This is a genomic window from Ornithinibacillus bavariensis (assembly GCF_050433565.1).
GTDB classification, from domain to species: Bacteria; Bacillota; Bacilli; order Bacillales; family Amphibacillaceae; genus Ornithinibacillus; species Ornithinibacillus bavariensis.
The window spans coordinates 62,496-83,517 of the sequence record NZ_JBNPWZ010000003.1 but is presented as its reverse complement, the minus strand read 5'-3'; the positions used below and the strand labels follow the sequence as shown (position 1 = coordinate 83,517).

The 21,022-nt window shown below is 35.3% G+C and carries 25 protein-coding genes; 15 read left to right on the top strand and 10 right to left on the bottom strand.

What is annotated here, in order from left to right:
• Positions 1–690 (top strand): 5'-methylthioadenosine/S-adenosylhomocysteine nucleosidase, encoded by a 690-nt coding sequence (mtnN, locus tag HNR27_RS07240; protein WP_429339256.1) that lies wholly within the window; start codon positions 1–3, stop codon positions 688–690.
• Between the two features lie 75 nt (positions 691–765).
• On the opposite strand, the gene sigK is transcribed toward mtnN, so the two are convergent.
• The 8 genes from sigK to sda form a co-directional block, all read right to left on the bottom strand.
• Complete coding sequence (gene sigK / locus HNR27_RS07235) at positions 766–1,479, bottom strand: RNA polymerase sporulation sigma factor SigK (protein WP_212921102.1); 714 nt, start codon at positions 1,477–1,479, stop codon at positions 766–768.
• 168 nt (positions 1,480–1,647) lie between these two features.
• Positions 1,648–2,013 carry a monovalent cation/H(+) antiporter subunit G gene (mnhG, locus tag HNR27_RS07230; protein ID WP_429339255.1) on the bottom strand — a complete coding sequence of 122 codons (366 nt, stop codon included), beginning with the start codon at positions 2,011–2,013 and terminating at the stop codon, positions 1,648–1,650.
• Positions 1,994–2,305 carry a Na(+)/H(+) antiporter subunit F1 gene (locus HNR27_RS07225; RefSeq protein ID WP_212921100.1) on the bottom strand — a complete coding sequence of 104 codons (312 nt, stop codon included), beginning with the start codon at positions 2,303–2,305 and terminating at the stop codon, positions 1,994–1,996. Before HNR27_RS07225 ends, mnhG begins: the two co-directional genes overlap by 20 nt.
• Complete coding sequence (locus HNR27_RS07220) at positions 2,306–2,782, bottom strand: Na+/H+ antiporter subunit E (protein WP_212921099.1); 477 nt, start codon at positions 2,780–2,782, stop codon at positions 2,306–2,308.
• Between the two features lie 6 nt (positions 2,783–2,788).
• Positions 2,789–4,270: a Na+/H+ antiporter subunit D gene (locus HNR27_RS07215; protein ID WP_429339254.1), complete on the bottom strand. Its 1,482-nt coding sequence runs from the start codon at positions 4,268–4,270 to the stop codon at positions 2,789–2,791.
• Positions 4,263–4,601, bottom strand: a complete 339-nt coding sequence (locus HNR27_RS07210; RefSeq protein WP_212921097.1) for a Na(+)/H(+) antiporter subunit C — start codon at positions 4,599–4,601, stop codon at positions 4,263–4,265. Before HNR27_RS07210 ends, HNR27_RS07215 begins: the two co-directional genes overlap by 8 nt.
• Positions 4,601–6,937: a Na+/H+ antiporter subunit A gene (locus HNR27_RS07205; protein WP_429339253.1), complete on the bottom strand. Its 2,337-nt coding sequence runs from the start codon at positions 6,935–6,937 to the stop codon at positions 4,601–4,603. The genes HNR27_RS07210 and HNR27_RS07205 overlap by 1 nt, the downstream gene beginning before the upstream one ends.
• A 433-nt stretch (positions 6,938–7,370) precedes the next feature.
• A complete protein-coding gene (gene sda, locus HNR27_RS07200) occupies positions 7,371–7,511 on the bottom strand; it encodes a sporulation histidine kinase inhibitor Sda (RefSeq protein WP_212921095.1) in 141 nt (46 codons plus the stop codon).
• A 487-nt stretch (positions 7,512–7,998) separates the two neighbouring features.
• Here sda and HNR27_RS07195 point away from each other — a divergent pair, with 487 nt between their 5' ends.
• The 11 genes from HNR27_RS07195 to HNR27_RS07145 all read left to right on the top strand — a co-directional run bounded on the left by HNR27_RS07195 (position 7,999) and on the right by HNR27_RS07145 (position 16,602).
• Positions 7,999–8,514, top strand: coding sequence for a YqeG family HAD IIIA-type phosphatase (locus HNR27_RS07195; protein WP_429339252.1), 516 nt, complete (start codon positions 7,999–8,001; stop codon positions 8,512–8,514).
• Positions 8,515–8,517: 3 nt separating this feature from the next.
• Positions 8,518–9,618 carry a ribosome biogenesis GTPase YqeH gene (yqeH, locus tag HNR27_RS07190; RefSeq protein WP_429339251.1) on the top strand — a complete coding sequence of 367 codons (1,101 nt, stop codon included), beginning with the start codon at positions 8,518–8,520 and terminating at the stop codon, positions 9,616–9,618.
• Between the two features lie 11 nt (positions 9,619–9,629).
• Complete coding sequence (aroE, locus tag HNR27_RS07185; RefSeq protein ID WP_429339250.1) at positions 9,630–10,466, top strand: shikimate dehydrogenase; 837 nt, start codon at positions 9,630–9,632, stop codon at positions 10,464–10,466.
• Positions 10,467–10,470: 4 nt separating this feature from the next.
• Positions 10,471–10,761 (top strand): ribosome assembly RNA-binding protein YhbY, encoded by a 291-nt coding sequence (gene yhbY, locus HNR27_RS07180; protein ID WP_429339249.1) that lies wholly within the window; start codon positions 10,471–10,473, stop codon positions 10,759–10,761.
• Between the two features lie 19 nt (positions 10,762–10,780).
• Positions 10,781–11,350 (top strand): nicotinate-nucleotide adenylyltransferase, encoded by a 570-nt coding sequence (locus tag HNR27_RS07175; protein WP_429339499.1) that lies wholly within the window; start codon positions 10,781–10,783, stop codon positions 11,348–11,350.
• A complete protein-coding gene (gene yqeK / locus HNR27_RS07170) occupies positions 11,337–11,921 on the top strand; it encodes a bis(5'-nucleosyl)-tetraphosphatase (symmetrical) YqeK (RefSeq protein WP_429339248.1) in 585 nt (194 codons plus the stop codon). The genes HNR27_RS07175 and yqeK overlap by 14 nt, the downstream gene beginning before the upstream one ends.
• Complete coding sequence (gene rsfS / locus HNR27_RS07165; RefSeq protein WP_244853564.1) at positions 11,911–12,270, top strand: ribosome silencing factor; 360 nt, start codon at positions 11,911–11,913, stop codon at positions 12,268–12,270. Before yqeK ends, rsfS begins: the two co-directional genes overlap by 11 nt.
• Positions 12,267–13,019: a class I SAM-dependent DNA methyltransferase gene (locus tag HNR27_RS07160; RefSeq protein ID WP_429339247.1), complete on the top strand. Its 753-nt coding sequence runs from the start codon at positions 12,267–12,269 to the stop codon at positions 13,017–13,019. The genes rsfS and HNR27_RS07160 overlap by 4 nt, the downstream gene beginning before the upstream one ends.
• 85 nt (positions 13,020–13,104) lie before the next feature.
• A complete protein-coding gene (locus HNR27_RS07155; RefSeq protein WP_429339246.1) occupies positions 13,105–13,686 on the top strand; it encodes a helix-hairpin-helix domain-containing protein in 582 nt (193 codons plus the stop codon).
• A gap of 62 nt (positions 13,687–13,748) precedes the next feature.
• On the top strand, positions 13,749–14,309 hold the full coding sequence (locus tag HNR27_RS07150) for a ComE operon protein 2 (RefSeq protein ID WP_429339498.1): 561 nt from the start codon (positions 13,749–13,751) through the stop codon (positions 14,307–14,309).
• Positions 14,310–14,325: 16 nt separating this feature from the next.
• On the top strand, positions 14,326–16,602 hold the full coding sequence (locus HNR27_RS07145; protein ID WP_429339245.1) for a DNA internalization-related competence protein ComEC/Rec2: 2,277 nt from the start codon (positions 14,326–14,328) through the stop codon (positions 16,600–16,602).
• A gap of 74 nt (positions 16,603–16,676) precedes the next feature.
• On the opposite strand, the gene HNR27_RS07140 is transcribed toward HNR27_RS07145, so the two are convergent.
• Complete coding sequence (locus tag HNR27_RS07140) at positions 16,677–16,811, bottom strand: YqzM family protein (protein WP_212921085.1); 135 nt, start codon at positions 16,809–16,811, stop codon at positions 16,677–16,679.
• 311 nt (positions 16,812–17,122) lie between these two features.
• Here HNR27_RS07140 and holA point away from each other — a divergent pair, with 311 nt between their 5' ends.
• Complete coding sequence (holA, locus tag HNR27_RS07135) at positions 17,123–18,157, top strand: DNA polymerase III subunit delta (RefSeq protein WP_429339244.1); 1,035 nt, start codon at positions 17,123–17,125, stop codon at positions 18,155–18,157.
• A gap of 37 nt (positions 18,158–18,194) precedes the next feature.
• On the opposite strand, the gene rpsT is transcribed toward holA, so the two are convergent.
• Positions 18,195–18,461: a 30S ribosomal protein S20 gene (gene rpsT, locus HNR27_RS07130; RefSeq protein WP_212921083.1), complete on the bottom strand. Its 267-nt coding sequence runs from the start codon at positions 18,459–18,461 to the stop codon at positions 18,195–18,197.
• A gap of 192 nt (positions 18,462–18,653) precedes the next feature.
• Between rpsT and gpr the strand changes: the two genes are divergently transcribed.
• Together gpr and spoIIP are read left to right on the top strand one after the other, a co-directional pair.
• Positions 18,654–19,751, top strand: coding sequence for a GPR endopeptidase (gpr, locus tag HNR27_RS07125; RefSeq protein ID WP_212921082.1), 1,098 nt, complete (start codon positions 18,654–18,656; stop codon positions 19,749–19,751).
• A gap of 104 nt (positions 19,752–19,855) precedes the next feature.
• On the top strand, positions 19,856–21,013 hold the full coding sequence (gene spoIIP, locus HNR27_RS07120; protein ID WP_429339497.1) for a stage II sporulation protein P: 1,158 nt from the start codon (positions 19,856–19,858) through the stop codon (positions 21,011–21,013).
• Positions 21,014–21,022: the final 9 nt, after the last annotated feature.

Here is a 21,022-nt window from a genome sequence, read left to right as displayed (position 1 = left end):
ATGACAATTGGACTCATCGGAGCAATGGATGAAGAAATTGAGCTATTAAAAAATGAAATGACAGATAAAGAGGAAACAACGATAGCAAATAGTCTATTTATTAAAGGCAAATTAAACAACAAGGATGTTGTATTACTTAAATCAGGTATTGGAAAAGTAAATGCAGCGATGAGCACTACCATTTTATTAGAACGATTTTCACCAGTCTGTATTATTAATACAGGCTCTGCAGGTGGTTTTTCCTCAAACTTAGAGGTCGGGGATGTTGTAGTATCCTCTGAGGTTGTTCACCATGATGTTGATGTGACGGCCTTTGACTATGCATATGGACAAGTACCAGGAATGCCTCCAACATTCAAGTCTGATCCAGATTTAGTGAAAAGTGCCATTCATTCAATTGAAACGATAGACATAAACGGTGAAATTGGATTAATCGCAACAGGTGATTCCTTTATGGAGGATCCAGAACGCGTCAAGGATGTTCGTAGCAGATTTCCGAACATGATAGCATCAGAAATGGAAGCAGCTGCGATTGCACAAGTATGTCACCAATATGGTTGCCCATTTGTAGTTATTCGTGCACTTTCGGATATAGCAGGAAAGGAATCGTCAATATCCTTTGATGCCTTTTTAGAAAAAGCTGCTAAAAATGCCTCAGAAATGATTATGCATATGTTAAAAGAGATGTAAGGGTTGCCCTTATATCTCTTTTTTATAATTATGGCACTCGCCCAATCTATGCGAATGCCATGTGCTAACTATTGGCTAATTTTGATATCCTTTACGTTCCTTACGGTAATACTCATGAAAGACTTTCATTAAAGCCCGCTTTTCTATTCTGGAAACATAGCTTCTGGAAATATTTAGTTTTTTAGCGATTTCTCGCTGGGTTAATTCTTTCTTATTATTCAATCCATAACGATAAATAATTACTTCCTTTTCGCGTTTATCTAGAATGGAAAAATAATCCTGCATTTTTTCGATTTCCATATTTAATTGGATGTACTCAATAACATTTTCATTCTCAGCTTCTAAAATATCGATTAAACTTATCTCATTTCCCTCTTTGTCTTGCCCAATAGGGTCATGTAAAGAAACATCCTTTTTAACTTTTTTTAGAGCCCGTAAATGCATCAATATTTCATTTTCAATACAGCGTGCTGCATAAGTAGCAAGTTTCGTTCCTTTTCCAACGGAGAAGCTCTCGATTCCTTTTATCAATCCTATGGTACCAATAGAGATTAAATCCTCCATGTCTTCCCCTGTATTTTCAAATTTCTTAACTATGTGTGCGACAAGTCTTAAGTTATGCTCAATTAGCTTATTTCTTGCTTCTTCACTCCCGTTTTGCATTTCCTCAATATATTTTGCTTCCTCCTGTGATGAGAGGGGCTGTGGGAATGCGTGGTTTTTTACGTAAGAGACAAAGAATAGCGCTTCCTTGATTAGCAGTGCAAGGACACTCATGATTCCGGACAAACACATACACCTCCTGCCTAGGCTGGGCTTTAGCCTATATAAACACACTATGTCGTCGAAGCGTGTCTTGTGTCTGTCCATGAAAAACAAATACGAGCATCGAAATAAAGAAATACTCGCCACCTCTTGCAAGTCAGATGACGAGTATATTATCCTAAATTTTATGATTTAATTACGTTCTTGTATTGCTTCCTCATAAGCATCTGTGCGATTTTTCGTAATCGGCTTTATACCACTGTGATGTGCCGCTCTTCCAATCATATGGGCGGATACTGGAGCTGTTATCATTATGAAAATAATTCCAATTAGTAGTTTTCCACTTATGATACCTTCTTTTGCGTATAGATAGATAAATGCACCTATTAATATAAAGGCAACACCTAATGTAGAAGCCTTGGTTGCTGCATGTAATCTTGTATAAATATCGGGAAAGCGAATAATACCAATGGAAGCTGACAGTGTAATGAAAGCGCCAATAACCAAAAATAATATAATAATTATATTTATTACTAGTTCAATCCATGTCCCGGTCAATGATAACACCCTTTTCCACATATTTTGCTGTTGCTAGTGTCCCTAAAAACCCTATTATACCTACTAATAAGACGATATCATTTAAATACGGTGTCGAGAGGTAAATAGCTATTAATCCGGTCAAGGCCATTAAATTAATACCAATTGTGTCAAGGCCTACGGCACGATCTGGATTTGTCGGTCCTTTTAAAATTCGATATAAAAGTAGTACAAGGGATATTGCTATAATTATCGAACAGCCTATAACGGTAATTTCAATTATATTTTCAGTTAACTGAATTGCAGCCTTCATCTATCTAGTCACCTCCAGGATTGCTTTTTCAAAGCTATCCTTTATGTCTTTAACAGATTTATTTACTTCGTCAATATCCATTGCATGAATATATAAAGTCTTACTATCATCGGATATAGCAACAGAAAGCGTCCCAGGTGTAAGCGTAATAAGATGTGCCAATAAGGTTATTTCCCAATTGCTCTTCACTTCAAGCGGTAAAGCGAATATTCCTGGTTCAATTTCTGGCTTTGGCGTATAAACAAGCTTTAAAATACTTAAATTGGATAGGAGTAATTCTCTTATGAAAATCAGCATTAGTTTAATAATTTTCATAACACGTCTTCCGTAAAAATTAGCTGAAAAAAATCGATTTAATAAGAGTACTAACAAAAATCCCCAAATAAACCCGGCAATGAAGCTTGGAAAGGTATAGGATTCACTTAAAAACATCCACATTATTGCAATAATAATATTAATTACGATTTGAAATGCCATAGTCGATTACTCCTTTAACACAGAATCTATATAGATTTCCGGATCAAGTAAATATTCTGCGATACCATCAATGGCAGGATACACATATTCAGCACCTATACCGAGAAACACAGATACTGCTAATAAACAAACGATAGGGATGATTTGCCCTTGTGCCGGTTTCTTTGTCAAACTAAAGGTTGCATCCTTTTCACCCCAAAAGCCACGAATAAATATTTTCATTACAGAGTAGAGGATTAAAAGGCTTGAAAGTAATGCAATAATGGTAATCGCAACCTCATCATTGGATAGAGCACCTTTTAGTAGAAGTAATTTCCCAATAAACCCACTGAATGGTGGAATTCCTGCTAAGACAAAGGCACTGATAAAGAGTAACCAACCTAAAACAGGATAATAATGGATTAGCCCTTTCATTTTCCGTAAATCGGAAGTACCTGCTACATAAGAAATAACGCCAACCAATAAGAATAAGGCAGACTTTATAATCATGTCGTGTACGAAATAATAGATAGAACCACTAAGAGCATCTTTATTAAAAATTCCAATACCCATAATGATGAATCCAATGGCAGGAATAATATTATAGGCAATGATTAGTTTGATATTATTCGTAGACAGAGCACCGATTACACCAAATAACATTGATAAACCTGCAATCCATATAAAGGCTTCATGAGTAATATCTGGACGATGTGTAAAAATTAGTGTAAACACCCGAAGGATCGAGTATATACCGACCTTTGTTAAAAGAGCCCCAAATAAAGCAGAAACAACTGGATTTGGTACAATATATGGCCTTGGTAGCCAGTAATATAATGGAAATAGAGCAGCTTTTGTCCCAAAAACAAAGAATAATAACACACCAATTGTTGTTAGTATACCTTTTTGATCAACTTCTGCAACCCGTTCTGCTATTTGTGCCATATTAACAGTTCCAACTACCCCATATAGGAGTGCAACTGCTGTGACGAATAGCATCGAGGAAAATAGATTAATTAATACATATTTTATCGACTCTCGAAGCTGTACCCGTTCTCCACCTAGTACGATTAGTGCATATGAAGCCATTAACAATACTTCAAAGAATACGAATAGGTTAAATAAATCCCCAGTTAAAAATGCACCAGATACACCGGTAATTAACAGGAAAAAGAAAGTGTAAAAATAATGGTTTTCTTGTTTTAAAGATAAGGAATGTGGTGCATAAAACGCTGCAGTTGCTGCGATGATATTTGTCGTTAGAATCAGGATAATGGATAGTTCATCGGCTACCATAATAATTCCATATGGTGCAACCCAGTCCCCAGTTTCTAATATAATTGATCCCTCAGTGAAAACAACATAGGTAACATAGCTTGTTACTATTAAACTAATGATCACAAAGAGCTTTGTTAGTGTACGTGTTAGTTTCACATTTTTATTCGTAAAAGCAACGATGATACCGGATAACATAGGGATGATAATCGGCAAAATTGCTAAATTACTCATTCGATTCACCCCTCATTTCTTCCATATTATCAGTATTATTCTCTTTTGCAGTGCGATAGCTTAGAACAAGTAATAAGCTCGTAATTCCAAAACTAATAACAATTGATGTTAAGATTAACGCTTGTGGAAGCGGATCTGTATAACTCGTCACAGATTCATCTAATATTGGTGGTTGTCCTCTCTTTAACTTACCCATTGTCAAAATAACTAGATGGGCACCATGTGAGATTAGAACCGTTCCAATAATGATGCGCAGTAATTGTTTTTGTAAAATATTATAAATGGCAGTCGCAAATAGAATACCAGAAAGTATTAATACAATATACTCCATTATTCTGCCTCCTTATTCTTTCGCACTTTAATGAGGCCATAAATGGCTAAAGCTGCAATTCCCAACACAGTAATCTCAAATAATGTATCAAGTCCTCGCATATCTACAAGAATTACATTAACGATATTATGTCCACCACCTAATGAATAGGCAGTTTCAACAAAATAATCTGATATGGACGCAAACCAATCCGAGCTATGTGCCGCAATACCAACCATCGTAATAAGTGTACCAATTCCAAGCGAGAGTATAGCATTGGAAGCTGACGTGGTAATTGTTTCGTTTCTTTTTCGTAGCTCTGGTAAATGATAGTATGCTAGCAGGAATAGAGCCATAGACACCGTTTCTACTACTAGCTGTGTTAAGGCTAAGTCAGGAGCACGGAAAATCACAAACAATATGGATATACCAAACCCGACAATTCCTGTAATAATAATTAGGCTTAGCTTGTTATTTACAAAAATTGTACAAATAGCAGCCAATGCCATTACGATTATAACAGTGAAATCAATCCATTCTACATCTGCCAGGTCATTAAATGTAATATGACTAAATCCATCAGTAGTTACCATGATGAGAAATGAAAAAGCGATAATTGCACCTAGGATAATTGACATATACAACTTAAGGGAGCCTGTCATATAGAAATTAGTAATCCTTTTAGCATATCGATCTATGATATCAATTGTTTTATCATATAACTCATTAAAACTTAATTTACCTGGTATAACCGAATAAATCTTGCGCCATTTTTTAAGAGTAAGAAACAAGATAGCTCCAATCCCAACAACTACTAACGACATCAAGAATGCAGGCTTTAATCCATGCCAGAATTGAATAGCATGATAGTCTACATTACCATTGATAGATTTTGCTGCGTGTGTTAATAATGTTCCATTTACTATATTAGGGAATAATCCAATAATGATGACTCCAAGAACTAGTACGATTGGTGATAGTAACATCCCAAGAGGTGCCTCATGTGGCTTCTTCGGTAATAGGTCGAGTTTTTTCTGTCCCATAAATACCCCAAAGAAAAAGTACATAGAATACACAAAGGTAAAGATACTACCGAAAACAGCTAGATATGGGATGATGTCTGCAAAAGTTGCTGCAAAAGTATTACTAGTTATGTCTAAATGAGTTGTTGATTCAAAAAATAGTTCTTTACTATAGAATCCGTTTAAGAATGGAAGTGGAACCCCTGCCATAGAAAATGTTCCAAAGAGTGCCAGTGTTGCGGACATCGGCATAAAGGTTAATAAACCACCTAGTTTACGAATATCTCTTGTTCCTGTTTCATGATCAATAATACCAGCAATCATAAATAGACTACCCTTAAATGTTGCATGGTTCAGGATGTGGAATACTGCTGCAAATACCGCTGCTTCTGTACCGAAGCCCAACATGGCCATTATCATACCTAATTGACTAACTGTTGAAAAGGCAAGGATTGCCTTTAAGTCAGTTTGTCTTACCGCCATGTAAGAAGCCCAGACAAGTGTTACAATTCCAATTATGCTAACGGTAATAAAGAACCATTCATACGCATGAAAAATAGGTGAGAACCGGGCTACTAGGTAAATGCCAGCCTTAACCATTGTTGCAGAGTGTAAATAGGCACTAACCGGTGTAGGAGCTTCCATTGCATCTGGTAACCAAATATGAAATGGAAACTGTGCTGACTTTGTGAATGCGCCTAATAAAATTAACACCATGATAAGCGGTAAATAATTACTATTTAAAATCTCATCCATACTATTTATCATTGCACGAATACTAGTTGTATTCGTAATAACAGTTAAGAAAATAAGCCCACCCAACATACTTAATCCACCAAAAATGGTGATAAGCATGGATTTTTGTGCACCATAACGGGAGCGTTCTCGGTGATGCCAATATCCTATCAATAGGAAGGATGATATGGAAGTTAACTCCCAAAATGTATAAAGAACAAACACATTATCGGATAATATAACCCCAAGCATCGCAGACATGAACATAAGAAGGTATACATAAAAGTGGCTTAATTTTTCGGATGTATCTAAATAAAAGATGGAATATAGGACCACTAACGTACCAATTCCGCTAATCAAGAGGACAAAAAGTAAGCTAAGTCCGTCTAAATAGAAATCAAAATTAATACCTAATGAGGGTATCCAACTATATTCATGAATAAAAGGAGCAAAATCTTTTCCTATAAATTGAATAAAATACAGGAAAATCCCTAACGGTATTATCAAAACGAATACACCAGTATGTACTTTTTGCTTATATTTGCTTATAAATGGAACAAAAAATGCAAATATAAGCGGAATTAAGACAGCAGTTAACATCTATTTAAAAACCTCCTAAATAATATAGCGCCTAAAATGAAATATGTATAAAAGACGAATCTAGTAACATTTTTTCCATTAACTGATAGAATACTTCATAATACAAGACCTTTCAATTAAAAAGAGAAAAAATAATAGAATAGGTAGACTTGCACGGTGACAATTAAGGTGGTTCAGATTGTTTAATTTAGTATGTATTACAGGTAAAAAGATGATCGAGGGAATTTATTTGTAATAATTTATTTCTTTTTAATAATTTCATATAATCATTTTAATATAAAAGAGGGGAAGTTATAAAGTAATATACTAATATTTATCTGTAGGCATTTTATTTTTTCTATATCGGGCTATTAAAAAGAAAAACTCTTACTATCATATAAGATAGTAAGAGTTAAAATAGTGTCGTGCAATTTTTGATGTATGTCGAATGCTGTTAGCTTGTATACTTTATCTTGTGACTCAAACCTCGGCGATATATTTCAGCTTTTATAAGTGAAACAAAATCAGGGCTTAGTTTTAGTTCATTTGCTTTATAGTACGATTCAATCAATAATTCATCTGACAAATGTTTCATAAATTTTAGCCCTCCTATAATGAACTGTTTTTTTCACTGAACTAGATTAAAGATATTTATAACGTAACACGAAATAGTTGCTAGGACAAGGTGTCAGTTATCTACAGGTGATTGTAGATAACTTGTGAATAACTTGCAATTAATGGTAAAAAACCTTGAAATAATGCTGTTGATAATGTGAATATACTTATCCACAAGACGAGTTATGAAGGAATTTGTCGAACGATTTTTGCAATATAAATGTTGAATCTACATATTTCTATCTAATCCAGCATAAATATGCTATTTTGTATAATAGTCGCTTATGAAATCTTATTAAACATATTAACCGAAAATACTATTTCTTAAACATAAGATAGGTTAATATAATAGAGATGCTGTTCGGTTATAAAAAATACCAATGAAAGAAAATAGGCAGATAAACCAAATGAAAAGGATTTTCCATACAACGAGGTTGTAATTTGATACATTGGAGAGGTGTCGTTAATTGTTAAAACGTTTTTTACCGAATGAACATGTTAAAAGTATTTACGAGATTGATCCTTTAACCCTAAGAGAGAAAGGGATAAAAGGTATCATTACGGATCTAGATAATACACTAGTTCCTTGGGATGTGAAGGAGGCAACTCCAGAAGTTATAAATTGGTTTAAACAAATGAAGGATAATGGCATTAAAGTAACTATCATTTCCAATAATAAGGAAGAAAGAGTTAAAATGTTTTCAGAACCTCTTGGAACACCGTTTGTATTTAGTGCCAGAAAACCATTATCAAGGGCATTTAAAACAGCTTCAAGACAAATGGAACTGAAAAAAGAGGAAATTGTTGTAGTTGGGGACCAGTTACTAACAGATGTGCTAGGTGGTAATTCAGCAGGCCTTTACACCATTCTAGTAGTTCCGATTGTACAAACAGACGAAAAGATCACGCAATTTAACCGAAAAATAGAACGTAAAATCATGAATTATTTTCGTAAAAAAGGCATGATACGTTGGGAGGAATAGTGCTTGGAAGTTATTCATTGCATGGGTTGTGGCGTGGAAATTCAAACAGAAGATCCAAACGGCCTAGGATATACACCAAAATCATCATTGGAAAAAGAAAATATACTTTGTAAGCGGTGCTTCAGGTTAAAGCATTATAATGAAATACAAGACATATCCATTGAAGACGACGATTTTCTTAAAATGGTTAGCTCCATTCGAGAAAAGAAAGGTCTTGTTGTTCATATTATTGATATTTTTGATGTGAACGGGACGATGATAAAAAGCTTACCAAGAATTGTTGGAAACAATCCAATCATTTTAGTTGGTAATAAAATGGATTTATTGCCAAAGTCTACTAACCAGCGTAAACTTATACAATGGTTGCGCACATCTGCAAAAGATATTGGACTTAAAGTTGAAGATGTATTTCTCATTTCGTCAGTCAAAGGCTATGGGATTGATGAGTTAACTGAGCAAATAGACGCCTACCGTAAAAAACAGGATGTGTACATCGTAGGAACAACGAATGTTGGTAAATCAACGTTCATAAATCGATTGATTAAGCAGACTGTTGGAGAAAGTGATGTAATAACTACATCCTATTTTCCAGGAACAACACTAGGATTTATCGAAATTCCTTTAGATGATCAGACATCGTTAATTGATACACCAGGAATTGTGAATTCAGAACAAATGGCGCATTATATTTCTGACCATGATTTAAAAATAATAACACCAACGAAAGAAATAAAGCCTAGGGTATATCAATTAAATGCCAAACAGACATTGTTTTTTGGTGGATTAGCCCGACTTGATTTTATTAAAGGGGAGAGACAATCCTTTGTTTGTTACTTTGCAAATCAGCTGCCGATTCATCGTACGAAATTAGAAAAGGCAGATGAATTATATCATAATCATCTTGGCGAGTTATTATCACCTCCAGATGAAGAGTCGTTACAAACGTTACCGCCATTTACTCAACAGTCATTTAAACTAGAAAATGAGAAAACCGATATTGTCTTTCCAGGCTTAGGCTGGGTAACCGTTAATGGTAGTAATACAACAATAGTGGTTCATAGTCCAAAGGAAGTAGCAGTTTCTGTACGAAAATCGTTAATCTAAGGAGGGGTATAATGGAACTTCGGCTTGGATTAATTGGTTATCCGATTAAGCACTCCCTTTCTCCTTGGATACACAAAAGGTTTATGCAGCAAACAAATATCGAAGGAACCTATAGAATAGAAGAGGTTCTTCCTGATGAGTTTGAACAGCAGATCACAAGAATCATCCACAGCTATGATGGGTTTAATGTAACAGTACCATATAAGCAAAAAATAATTTCTTACCTGGACGAGTTAGATGAAAATGCTGCTAAAATAGGTTCAGTAAATACTGTAATAAATGTAGAAGGGCGTTTAATTGGGTATAATACAGATGGTATTGGGTATGTACGCTCCTTAGAGTCGTCCTTTCCAGAGATTATGGAGAAAAAGAAGTCTAAAATTCTTATCATTGGAGCTGGTGGTGCAGCAAGAGGTATCTATGTAGCTTTAAATCAATGCGGTTTTCAGTTCATTGATATCGCTAATCGTACGAAGGAAAAGGCGGAAGCTATAGCGAAACTTCGAAAAAAACCGACAACGACTGAGGTTATTGGTTTAAAACAAGCAGAAGAACACATCGGAAACTATCCGCTGATTGTGCAGACAACCAGTGTTGGAATGCTGCCGAATCAGGATATGGTACCCATACAGCTTCACCATTTACCTAAAAAGGTAAATGTTAGTGATATCATATATCAACCATTTTGGACCAAGTTTTTAAAAGAAGCTAATGATAAAGGTGCCAATATTCATCATGGACATACGATGCTACTATATCAAGCACAATATGCTTTTGAAATATGGACAGGTATAAGGCCAAGTCTAGGAAATATGAATCGTGAATTAAAACTTTTACTGGAAGGGTGATCAGATGCTAACAGGAAAACAAAAAAGATTTCTACGTTCCAAAGCCCACCATTTAAAACCTATCTTTCAGGTAGGGAAAATTGGTGTCAATGACAACATGATTGTTCAAATCAATGAGGCATTGGAGAAAAGAGAGCTAATAAAAGTAAGTATCTTACAGAATTGCATGGAAGATAAGGATGCGATCGCAGAGCAATTACAAGAAGGAACTCATGCTGAAATTGTTCAAATTATCGGAAATAATATCGTATTATATAAGGAATCAGAAGAAAATAAACAAATACAGCTGCCGTAAATGAGTAAAGGAGTTCATGATGAAACGGATCGGAATTTTAGGTGGAACATTTGACCCGCCGCATATGGGACATTTAATTATAGCTCAAGAAGTACTTTGTGCCTTAAAACTGGACCAAGTCTGGTTTATTCCGACGTACGAGCCACCGCACAAACATGATGCATTTGTACAAGCAGATTATCGAATTGACATGCTGAAACTAGCAATTGCTGATAACGAAAAATTTTCTTTGAATACGATAGAAATTGACAGAGCAGGAAAATCCTATACCATTAACACCATTATCGATTTAAAAAAAGCTTACCCAGAGGTAGATTTTTATTTTATCATTGGAGCGGACATGGTCGAGTACCTACCAAATTGGTATAGGATTGACGAGTTAATCAAACAAGTGAACTTTGTAGGAGTAAAACGCTCTGGCTACTCAATGGATACGGATTATCCGGTTAAAAAGGTAGATATTCCAATGGTCGATATTTCCTCTAGTTTAATTCGAGGGCGTCTACAGGAAATGAAGTCTATTAAGTACTTAGTTCCGGGCTCTGTACATCATTATATTAAGGAGCATGGTCTCTATGAAAAAAGATGAAGCAATTGCAATCATTGAACCTTATTTAACGAAACCTAGATTCGAACACACTTTACGAGTTGCCGAAACCGCTGTTAAGCTCGCTAGTAAATATGATGTTTCCGTTGAAAAAGCGGAGCTCGCTGCAATTTTTCATGATTATTGTAAGTACCGTTCCCTGGAAGAGATGGCAAGAATAATTGAAGCTAGCTCTCTCCCAAAGGATCTACTTGAATATCATCATGAGTTGTGGCATGGACCAGTAGCTTCACTTTTGATTGAACAGGAATATGGTATTGAGGATCAAGATATTAAAAATGCCATTTACTATCATACGACCGGAAGAGCAAATATGTCTAAAATGGAAATGGTTGTTTTTGTAGCGGATTATATTGAACCTGGTAGAAGCTTTGAAGGGCTTGATGAGGTTCGGGAGATGGCAGAAAAAGAATTAATTCGAACGACTTGGATGGTATCTCGGAATACTATACAATTTTTGATGGGGAAGAAAAGTCGTATTTATCCTGATACATTTCATGCATATAATGATTTAACGAAACGTTTAGATGGAGGGAAAAAATTTGAGTTATAATTCGTTGGATATTTTAAATCTAGCAGCAGAAGCGTGCGATGATAAGAGAGCAGAGGATATTATTGCTCTTGATTTGGCACAGGTTTCATTAGTAGCCGATTACTTTCTTATTTGTCATGGTACAAATGAGCGTCAGGTACAGTCTATTGCTAGAGAAGTAAAAGAAAAGATGGAAGAAAATAATATTCCTGTGAAACGTCTAGAAGGTTTCGAGCAAGCTAGATGGGTACTTGTTGATTTAGGTGATGTGGTTTGTCACATTTTTCATAAGGAAGAAAGAGCGTATTATAATCTTGAGCGCTTATGGGGAGACGCCCAGACTGTTTCCCTTGAGGTTGGGCAGGAATGACGTATCAACTTATGGCAAGGCTATATGATCAATTTATGACAGCTGCCCCTTATGATAAATGGGTAGAACTGACCGAAAAAATCATTAGCCGTTATCAATTGCAAAATCCAAGAATAGTGGATCTTGGCTGTGGTACAGGTGAAATTACCGTAAAGCTAAAAAGTAAAGGCTTCGAAATTACTGGAGTGGATGCTTCAACGGATATGTTAACCATAGCCGAACAAAAGGCAAGTGATTATCATCAAAGGGTACAATGGATACATCAAGATTTAAGGGAACTACAGGGCTTGTCAAACTTTGATCTTGCAATTAGCTACTGTGATGTTATCAACTATATAACCTCCAAGTCAGATATTCAAATCGTTTTTAATAATATTGCTGAATTGCTAGGAGATAACGGGTTGTTCGTCTTTGATGTTCATTCCCTAGTACATGTAGAAGAGAACCTAGTAGGGAAAACTTTTGCAGATGTGACAGATGAAGGTGCTTATATATGGTTCTGTTATGAAGGAGAAGAGGAAGGTGAGATGTATCATGATCTCACATTCTTTAGTTCGAATGGGGGTAGTTATCAACGTTTTGATGAAACACACCACGAACAAACTTTTCCTATATCTGTGTATGAGGAAATATTAAAAAAATGCGGATTTGAAATTTTAGATATTTGCGGAGACTTTATCTTTGAAAATGATTTTTCTGAAGAAGAAGCAGAGAGAATTTTTATAGTAGCTCAAAAAAGGATGAGATAGTGCCATTTCTCGTCCTTTTGTATTTTTGCCAGGATCTATTCCATTCGGTATGATGATAGGACTAGATAACTGGGATGTGATAAAAATGATACATTTGCTTCGTAAAAATCTGTTTGCAATCGGTATTGGTATTACTGCTTTAATTGTCTTATTTTTTATGATTAATCGAGAAAAGCCATCCACAACAATTACCCCATTAGAACAGGAAACTTCTTTGCCAAATGAAACGAATTTGGAATCTAACGAAAGCCAATTAATGGTAGACATTAAAGGTGAGGTTATGTCACCTGGTGTATACGATATGCCTTCCGATGCCAGAGTAAAAGATGTTGTTGACGCTGCAGGTGGATTTACAAAAGATGCCGATCAGCAGATGATTAATTTGGCACAAAAGGTTTTAGATGAAATGATTATCATTGTTCCAAAGCATGGGGAAATGGAATCGGATGGTACTTCTGAACAGTCAAAACAAGGAAAAGTAAGAATAAATTATGCTTCAGAAGAAGAAATACAACAATTACCTGGAATAGGTCCATCAAAAGCAAGGGCAATTATTCAATATCGAGAAGAATTTGGGTATTTTAAGCAAGTAGAAGACTTATTAGAGGTTTCTGGTATTGGTGAGAAAACATTAGATGCTTTAAAGGAGGAAATTCAAATTCCTTAGTAGATTGACGATTTAAATCCAAGCAAGGTAAACTAGATTTAATAGAGAGGGGATAATTTATGATGGAAAGAATCTCATGGAATCAATATTTTATGGCACAAAGTCATTTACTTTCGTTACGTAGTACCTGTACAAGATTAATGGTAGGAGCAACCATCGTTCGTGACAAAAGGATTATTGCTGGGGGTTACAATGGAAGTGTATCTGGTGATGTACATTGCGTGGATGAAGGCTGCTATGTGATTGATGGTCATTGTGTCAGGACGGTACATGCCGAGGCTAATGCTCTCCTTCAATGTGCTAAGTTCGGTGTTCCTACCGAAAATGCAGATATATATGTAACACATTTTCCTTGCTTGCAATGTTGTAAGCAACTTATTCAAAGTGGCATTAAAAAGGTTTATTATGCTGAGGACTATAAAAACCATCCTTATGCTGTACAGCTATTTAAGGAAGCAGGAGTAGAAACGGAAAAGGTTGAGTTAGACTATCTTGCCTTAGATATGCTTTATAAAGAGAAATCATCGGTTGTAAAAGAACTGCTAGAACTAGTGGAATCAGATACGACTTCAAAAGCTACTGCCCTCAAGGAAAAAGCGCAAGAATTATTTCATTTATCATAAAAAGGTATCATTAAGTATGAAAGGTTATTGGCATATACCTTCAATTTCTGTACTATTTAGTGCATTTACTGTGATTTTTGATTCCGTTGTTTTTAGTATAGTTCTTTTGCTATGGCTATTGTATTTGTATGTTACGAGGCGGTTAGGGAAGATTCCTTTAACCCTATCCCTAACCGCATTTCTATTTTTTACCGTTTATTTTCCTCGGATTGAAATCGTTTCATCTCCTTTTGAACCCTTAGAAATGAGTATTACAGGTCAAATAATTACCCCAATATCAAATTCAGAAAAAGTGATTCAATTTAATGTTCGTGAAGATAAAACAAATCAACTAATTAAAATTATTTATTTTAAGCAAAATGAAAATGAATCAGACTTTTTCGATGTACAACTTGGTGCTTCATGCCATCTGTCAGGGGAAGTAAGTCTTCCTGTGGGGAGCACTAATCCAGGTCAATTTAATTATCAAAAATATCTCGCTGCAAATGGAATCCAGTATGAAATGAAAATTAATTCTAGTCAAGATATGATTTGCCAAGGAAAAGCTAGTAAAACTTTTCTTTATTCCTTACGGGAAAAGTTGAAGAATTATATAACTGAAGCATATTCGGATAAGACGAGTGCGTGGATTATTGCATTGGTTTTAGGTGATGATAGTCAAATTCCTGAGGAGACTACGGAACATTTTCAAAGCTGGGGTTTATCCCATATATTAGCAATATCAGGATTACACATTGGTTTAGTAGTTGGTTTTTATTACTTTTTGACGTTTAGGCTGAGTGTTCTAACGAAGGAGAAAGCACAGCTCTTGATATTCATTTTTTTGCCCATCTATGCTGTACTAGCAGGAGGGGAACCTTCTGTATGGAGAGCAACGTTAATGGTTTTATTTGTTGTTATTATACAAAAGATTAAGATTCGTTTTTCAGTAACTGATATTATAAGTATTACATTTTTAATATTATTACTGTTGGATAAATATTGGATCTATCATGTTGGTTTTCAATTTTCTTTCCTAGTCTCTTTCGGTATTATCCTCTCAAGAAAATGGATTGGGAAGGATCAGTCTCTTTTTATGCAGTTGGTAAGGCTTAGTTTTGTTTCACAAATGATTATTGTTCCACTACAGCTGATGTATTTTTATGCGTTTAATCCTCTTTCTATACTACTCAATGTTATTGTCGTACCTTATTTCTCCTTCTTTGTCATACCATTCATGTTTATTTTATTGATAATTTCCCCTATACCCTTCGTAGCAACTTCATTAGATTGGTTATTTACGATGATCCACCAATATCTATTTTTGTTACCACTTGAAGTCGTCAATCAGTTAGCTTATTTTCCTTGGTGGTCAGGTTCTTTTCCTGCCATTCTTGTTGTTTTATATTATGGATTATACTTAATGATGATGTATTTTGTTCAAAAAGGGGTCCATCGCCGCGCGTTTTTATATGGAATATTTGTTACACTTGTATTATTTTTCGTTGCATTCCGTCCATATATATCCCCTTATGGAACGGTGACCATGCTAGATATTGGGCAAGGTGATGCATTTGTTATTGAGCTACCTTATCGAAAAGGGGTTTTAATAGTTGATGCTGGATCAGGTTTTACTTTTGAAACAATGGAGCCCTCTAAAACCAATTATACGAGAATAATCAAACCATTTTTACAATATAAGGGAATTCGAGAAATTGATGGTATCGTTATTAGCCACGAGGATATCGATCACGCAGGTAGTGTGAACTATCTTTTAGAGGATTTTGATGTAAACACGATTATGATCAGTGAATATTATCAAATTGAAGAAGGCACTGAAAAAAAATGGCAACGGAATGGAACAGATATTTTGCGATTAAAAGCAGGAAACTCCTTTGAATTAAGTGGAAGTACGTTTACAATTCTCTCGCCATGGGTAGATAAAAAGGGCTCCAATGAAAACTCGCTTGTTATATTTACGGAGCTTGGGAATAAAAGCTGGCTGTTCACTGGTGATATTGATAAAGATGTAGAAAGAGAAATAATCAGAAACTACCCCAATTTAAAGGTAGAGGTTTTAAAAATTGCTCACCATGGCAGTAACACCTCATCTGACCCGTTTTATATCAGCGCAATAAACCCAACATATGCCCTGATTTCAGTGGGTGAAAATAATCGCTATGGTCACCCTTCAAATGAAATTATATCACTATTGGAAAAAGAAAATATTCATGTTTTCCGTACAGACTTAGAAGGTGCGATTATTTACCAATTTACTGAAGACACAGGAACCTTTTATCGGTTCAAGCCATAGAATAAAAAGGATTCAATAAAAGACAAAAGAGACCGGTAACAAACCAAGTCTCTTTTGTTTCGTAAAACTATGTATTAGGAACCAATTACACTTATGGTTACACCAATAAAAAATATGATTAGAAAGAATATTAAAGAAAACCCGAACCCTTTGATGGAATCGACAACATCGTTATTTTTAGATTGTGGATCCTTTTCAAATTCATTCATAGCTAACCCTCCCATTTCACCCTTTAGTATAAATTAATTACATAAAAAAATCCACAAATGATACAAAAAAGTCATTTTTCAGTATGCATACCCAAAATTAGAAAGAGTTAACAACTATACTTCTTGGGTAGAAGGCCATGCTATAAATGAAAGAAAAACATCGTTTAACATCATGTTCCTAGGGCATTATGTTAAACGTTTATATAGATAGGGAGGGAAATTTATATCCCAAATTTCCCTCTCAGGTTTTTCTTGCTATTCGAAACCATAGCCATTACCATAAAGTATATAATCTTATGGAGTGAATAGCAATGGCTAATACATATGGAGAAGCAATTAAACAAATAAAGCAGAAAAATATTCCAGAAGTCATTTTATTATATGGCACTGAAAATTATTTTATCCAAAAAATTAAGGATTTATTGGAAAAAGATATAGATGAAGAGAACATAGCGATTTATGATTTATTGGAAACATCCATTCAAGAGGTTGTAGCGGATGCAGAGACATATCCTTTTTTTGGAGAGCATAAATTAGTTATCGCAACGAACGCAAATTTCTTAACTGCGAAATCAGACAAGCTTCCTTTTGAGCATCAAGTAGAATATCTGGAGAATTATTTGGAAATGCCAGTTGATTATTCTACATTAGTTCTTATTGTACCATACGAAAAACTCGACGAACGGAAAAAGGTCACAAAAGCTTTAAAAAAGAAAGCATTAGTAGCAGAATGTAATCCTGTAAAGGAATATGAATTAGCAGAATGGATAATGAATTTGGCAAGGCAACTAGTTATCCAAGTTGAAAAAGATGCGATTGAAGTTATTGAACGAGAGCTTTCGACCGATTTGAATATTATTGAAAATGAATTGGAAAAGCTTGCCCTATATGTTGGAGAACGAGGAACGGTAACAAAAGAAATTGCAGAAGAACTAATATCCCATACAGTAAACAGTTCGGGTCTTCGTTTAGTTGACGCAGTAATAGATGGTGATTTAGCTAAGGCAATACGAATATACAAGGATTTAGAGAAAATGAAGGAAGAGCCAATAGCATTAATTGCCCTATTAGCATTTCAATTCCGAACGATTTTTCGTGTTAAGCTATTAAAGCAAAAAGGATATAGCCAAGCACAAATGCAAAAACAATTAGGCGTACATCCTTATGTAATAAAGGTTGCACAGAGTAGAGAAGGGAAATTCACGGTTAATAGACTACAATTTATTATGGACCAGCTAGCAGAAACGGACGCTATGATGAAACAAGGAAGGATGGAAAAGGATATAGCATTTGAATTATTATTGTATCACCTCGTTCAAAAAAAAGAGGATGTTCGGTTGGGTTAATCCCTCCAAGCATCCTCTTTTTTATGTCCAGATTACATTACGCACCAAGACCGTTAACTTTTTTAGTTAAACGAGCCTTTTGACGATTTCCAGCGTTTTTATGGATAAGTCCTTTTGATACTGCTTTATCAATTTTTTTGATTGTAGCAGTTAATGCAGTTTTTGCATTTTCAACATCGTTTGCTTCAATAAATTTTTCAACAAGTTTTATTTGTGAACGCATTTCTGATTTATCAGATTGGTTCTGCGCACGTTTTTTATTGTTTACATCAACACGTTTAATTGAAGATTTAATATTAGCCATTGTTTCACCTCCTAAAAACACATCGGCGTTCATAAATATTGAACAAGAGTCATTTTACCAAAGTTAGAGCCTGTTTTCAATAAATATCTTTATGTCTCTGTCCTACCTGTATGTTTTAAAGCGAAATTGTGAACGATAATGCTATAGCTAGTATGAGCAATTATGGTTATATTTTGAAAGGATGAAATTTTGATGGAGAAAAATGATTATACACTTCAGGTTCGTACAGATTTAGCAGTGGAAGCGAAAGATATGTATGTTGAAAAAGAAAAGGCAAAATCAGACCAGATAAACGGTGTTCACCATAAAAATCGTGAGGAAAACGGTATAAGAATAACATATGTGGATATTGATCCAAGTGGTGCAGAATTATTAGGGAAGAAACCTGGTTCCTACATTACTATTTATGCTGATGGAGTTAAAAAGCAAGACACGAAGAGCCAAGAAAATGCGGCAAAAATATTGGCTCGCGAACTAGAGAATCTTCTAGAAAAAAACAATATTCCTAAAGATGGCACAGGGCTTGTAGTAGGACTTGGTAACTGGAATGTTACCCCTGATGCTCTAGGGCCTATGACCATTGAAAAGGTTCTTGTAACAAGTCATTTATTCAGGCTGGAGCATGAATCCGTCTCGGAAGGATATCGTCCAGTCGGGGCAGTAACACCTGGTGTAATGGGGGTAACAGGGATTGAGACAAGTAATATTATATATGGAATAGTAGAGAAGTTTCAGCCGGATTTTGTTATTGCCATTGATGCGCTTGCTTCAAGATCGATTGAACGTGTTAATGAAACCATTCAGCTATCCGATTCAGGAATCCATCCTGGTTCAGGAGTTGGAAATAAACGAAAGGAATTAAGTAAAGAAACATTAGGGGTTCCAGTTATTGCTATAGGAGTACCCACAGTAGTTGATGCTGTCACAATAACAAGCGACACGATTGATTATATTTTAAAGCATTTCGGTAGAGAGTGGCGTGAGAAGGATCGTCCATCGAAAGCACTGGCACCAACTAATATGAGTTTTGGTAGGAAGAAATATACAGATGAGGATCTGCCAGAACAAGATAAACGACAGACGTTTTTGGGAATTGTTGGGACCCTTTCAGAAGAAGAAAAGCGTCGTCTTATTTCTGAGGTTCTTACCCCATCCGGCTATAATATGATGGTTACTCCTAAGGAAGTGGATGGTTTTATGATTGATATGTCTCATTTAATTGCAAATGGTATAAATGCAGCATTACATGAAGCTGTTGATGTAACAAACTTTGCTTCCTACTCGCGATAAATTATATTCTAGTATTTCCTATAAATTTAAGAGAGTTTTTGGTTCTACCTTCCATTGTTTCGTCATAGATTTTAACTATAGACCAACAAGGAAGGTGGAACATGATGCTTGGTCCAAATACTACAAATCGATTTCAAGTTGTTAAAAAGAGTATTTTATATTTAATTAGTGTACTATGCTTATTTGCATTAATCGGATTATTTACAACCATTTCTCCCGCACTAAAAATACCTACTAATACATTGACAAACTGGACAAGCGAAATTGAGGGAACTACCTTCTTATATTTATTTGGAATGGAGAATCGCTTGTTTAAAGAAGCGGTACCACCTGAAGCAGAGATACCAAATCTATCATCGACAATTTTCCAAATTGCAACAAGTATAAAACCGGATGATCCAAGAAGTCTTCTTGGTAATGAGCTTCCAGGCTTCTCAATATATGATAGTGAGATTTTTATAGCGGGGGAAGGAACAAATTATACGAATCTCCCAGTGGAGTCATCGCCACCGCTTGAAGAGGTTTTACGAGATCGAGATGCAGTTGTCGATGAGGACATCGATGATGAAAAGCCAGAAAAAGCTCCAGATGGGCACCCAACGACTGGAGATAAGAAAGTAGTTTACATTTATAACACACATAATTATGAATCGTTTTTACCACATTTACCTGGTGTGACAAACCCTAATTATGCACAGCATCGTGAAGTAAATGTTACGAAGGTAAGTGATCGATTTGCTAGTGCGCTGTCTAACCTTGGTATAGGTAATACGGTAGAGAAAACCGATACAATGAAATTATTAGATGAGAAAAAAATGGAATATTGGCAATCCTATGATGCGATTCGCAGTAATGTTCAAGAGGCATTCGCCAGCAATAAAGATATTCAGTATATCTTTGACATTCATAGAGACTCTCAGCGAAAAAAGGAAACTACGAAAGTTATTAATGGTGAGTCTTATGCAAAGATAGCATTTGTTATCGGTGGGGAAAATAAGGATTATGAAAAGAATTTAGAAATAGCGAGTAAACTTTATAAAATTATGGAGAAAAAGTATCCAGGATTAAGTCGAGGTGTTTTACCGCCTAAAAAAGGTGCAGGAACAGATGGGGTCTTCAATCAAGATCTTCATGAAAATGCATTAACAGTAGAAATCGGTGGAGTCGATAATAGCCTAGAAGAATTATATCGTTCAGCAGATGCGCTAGCAGATGTGTTTAGCGAATACTACTGGGATGCGGAGAAAGTGAATTCGGAATAAGGGAGGTTC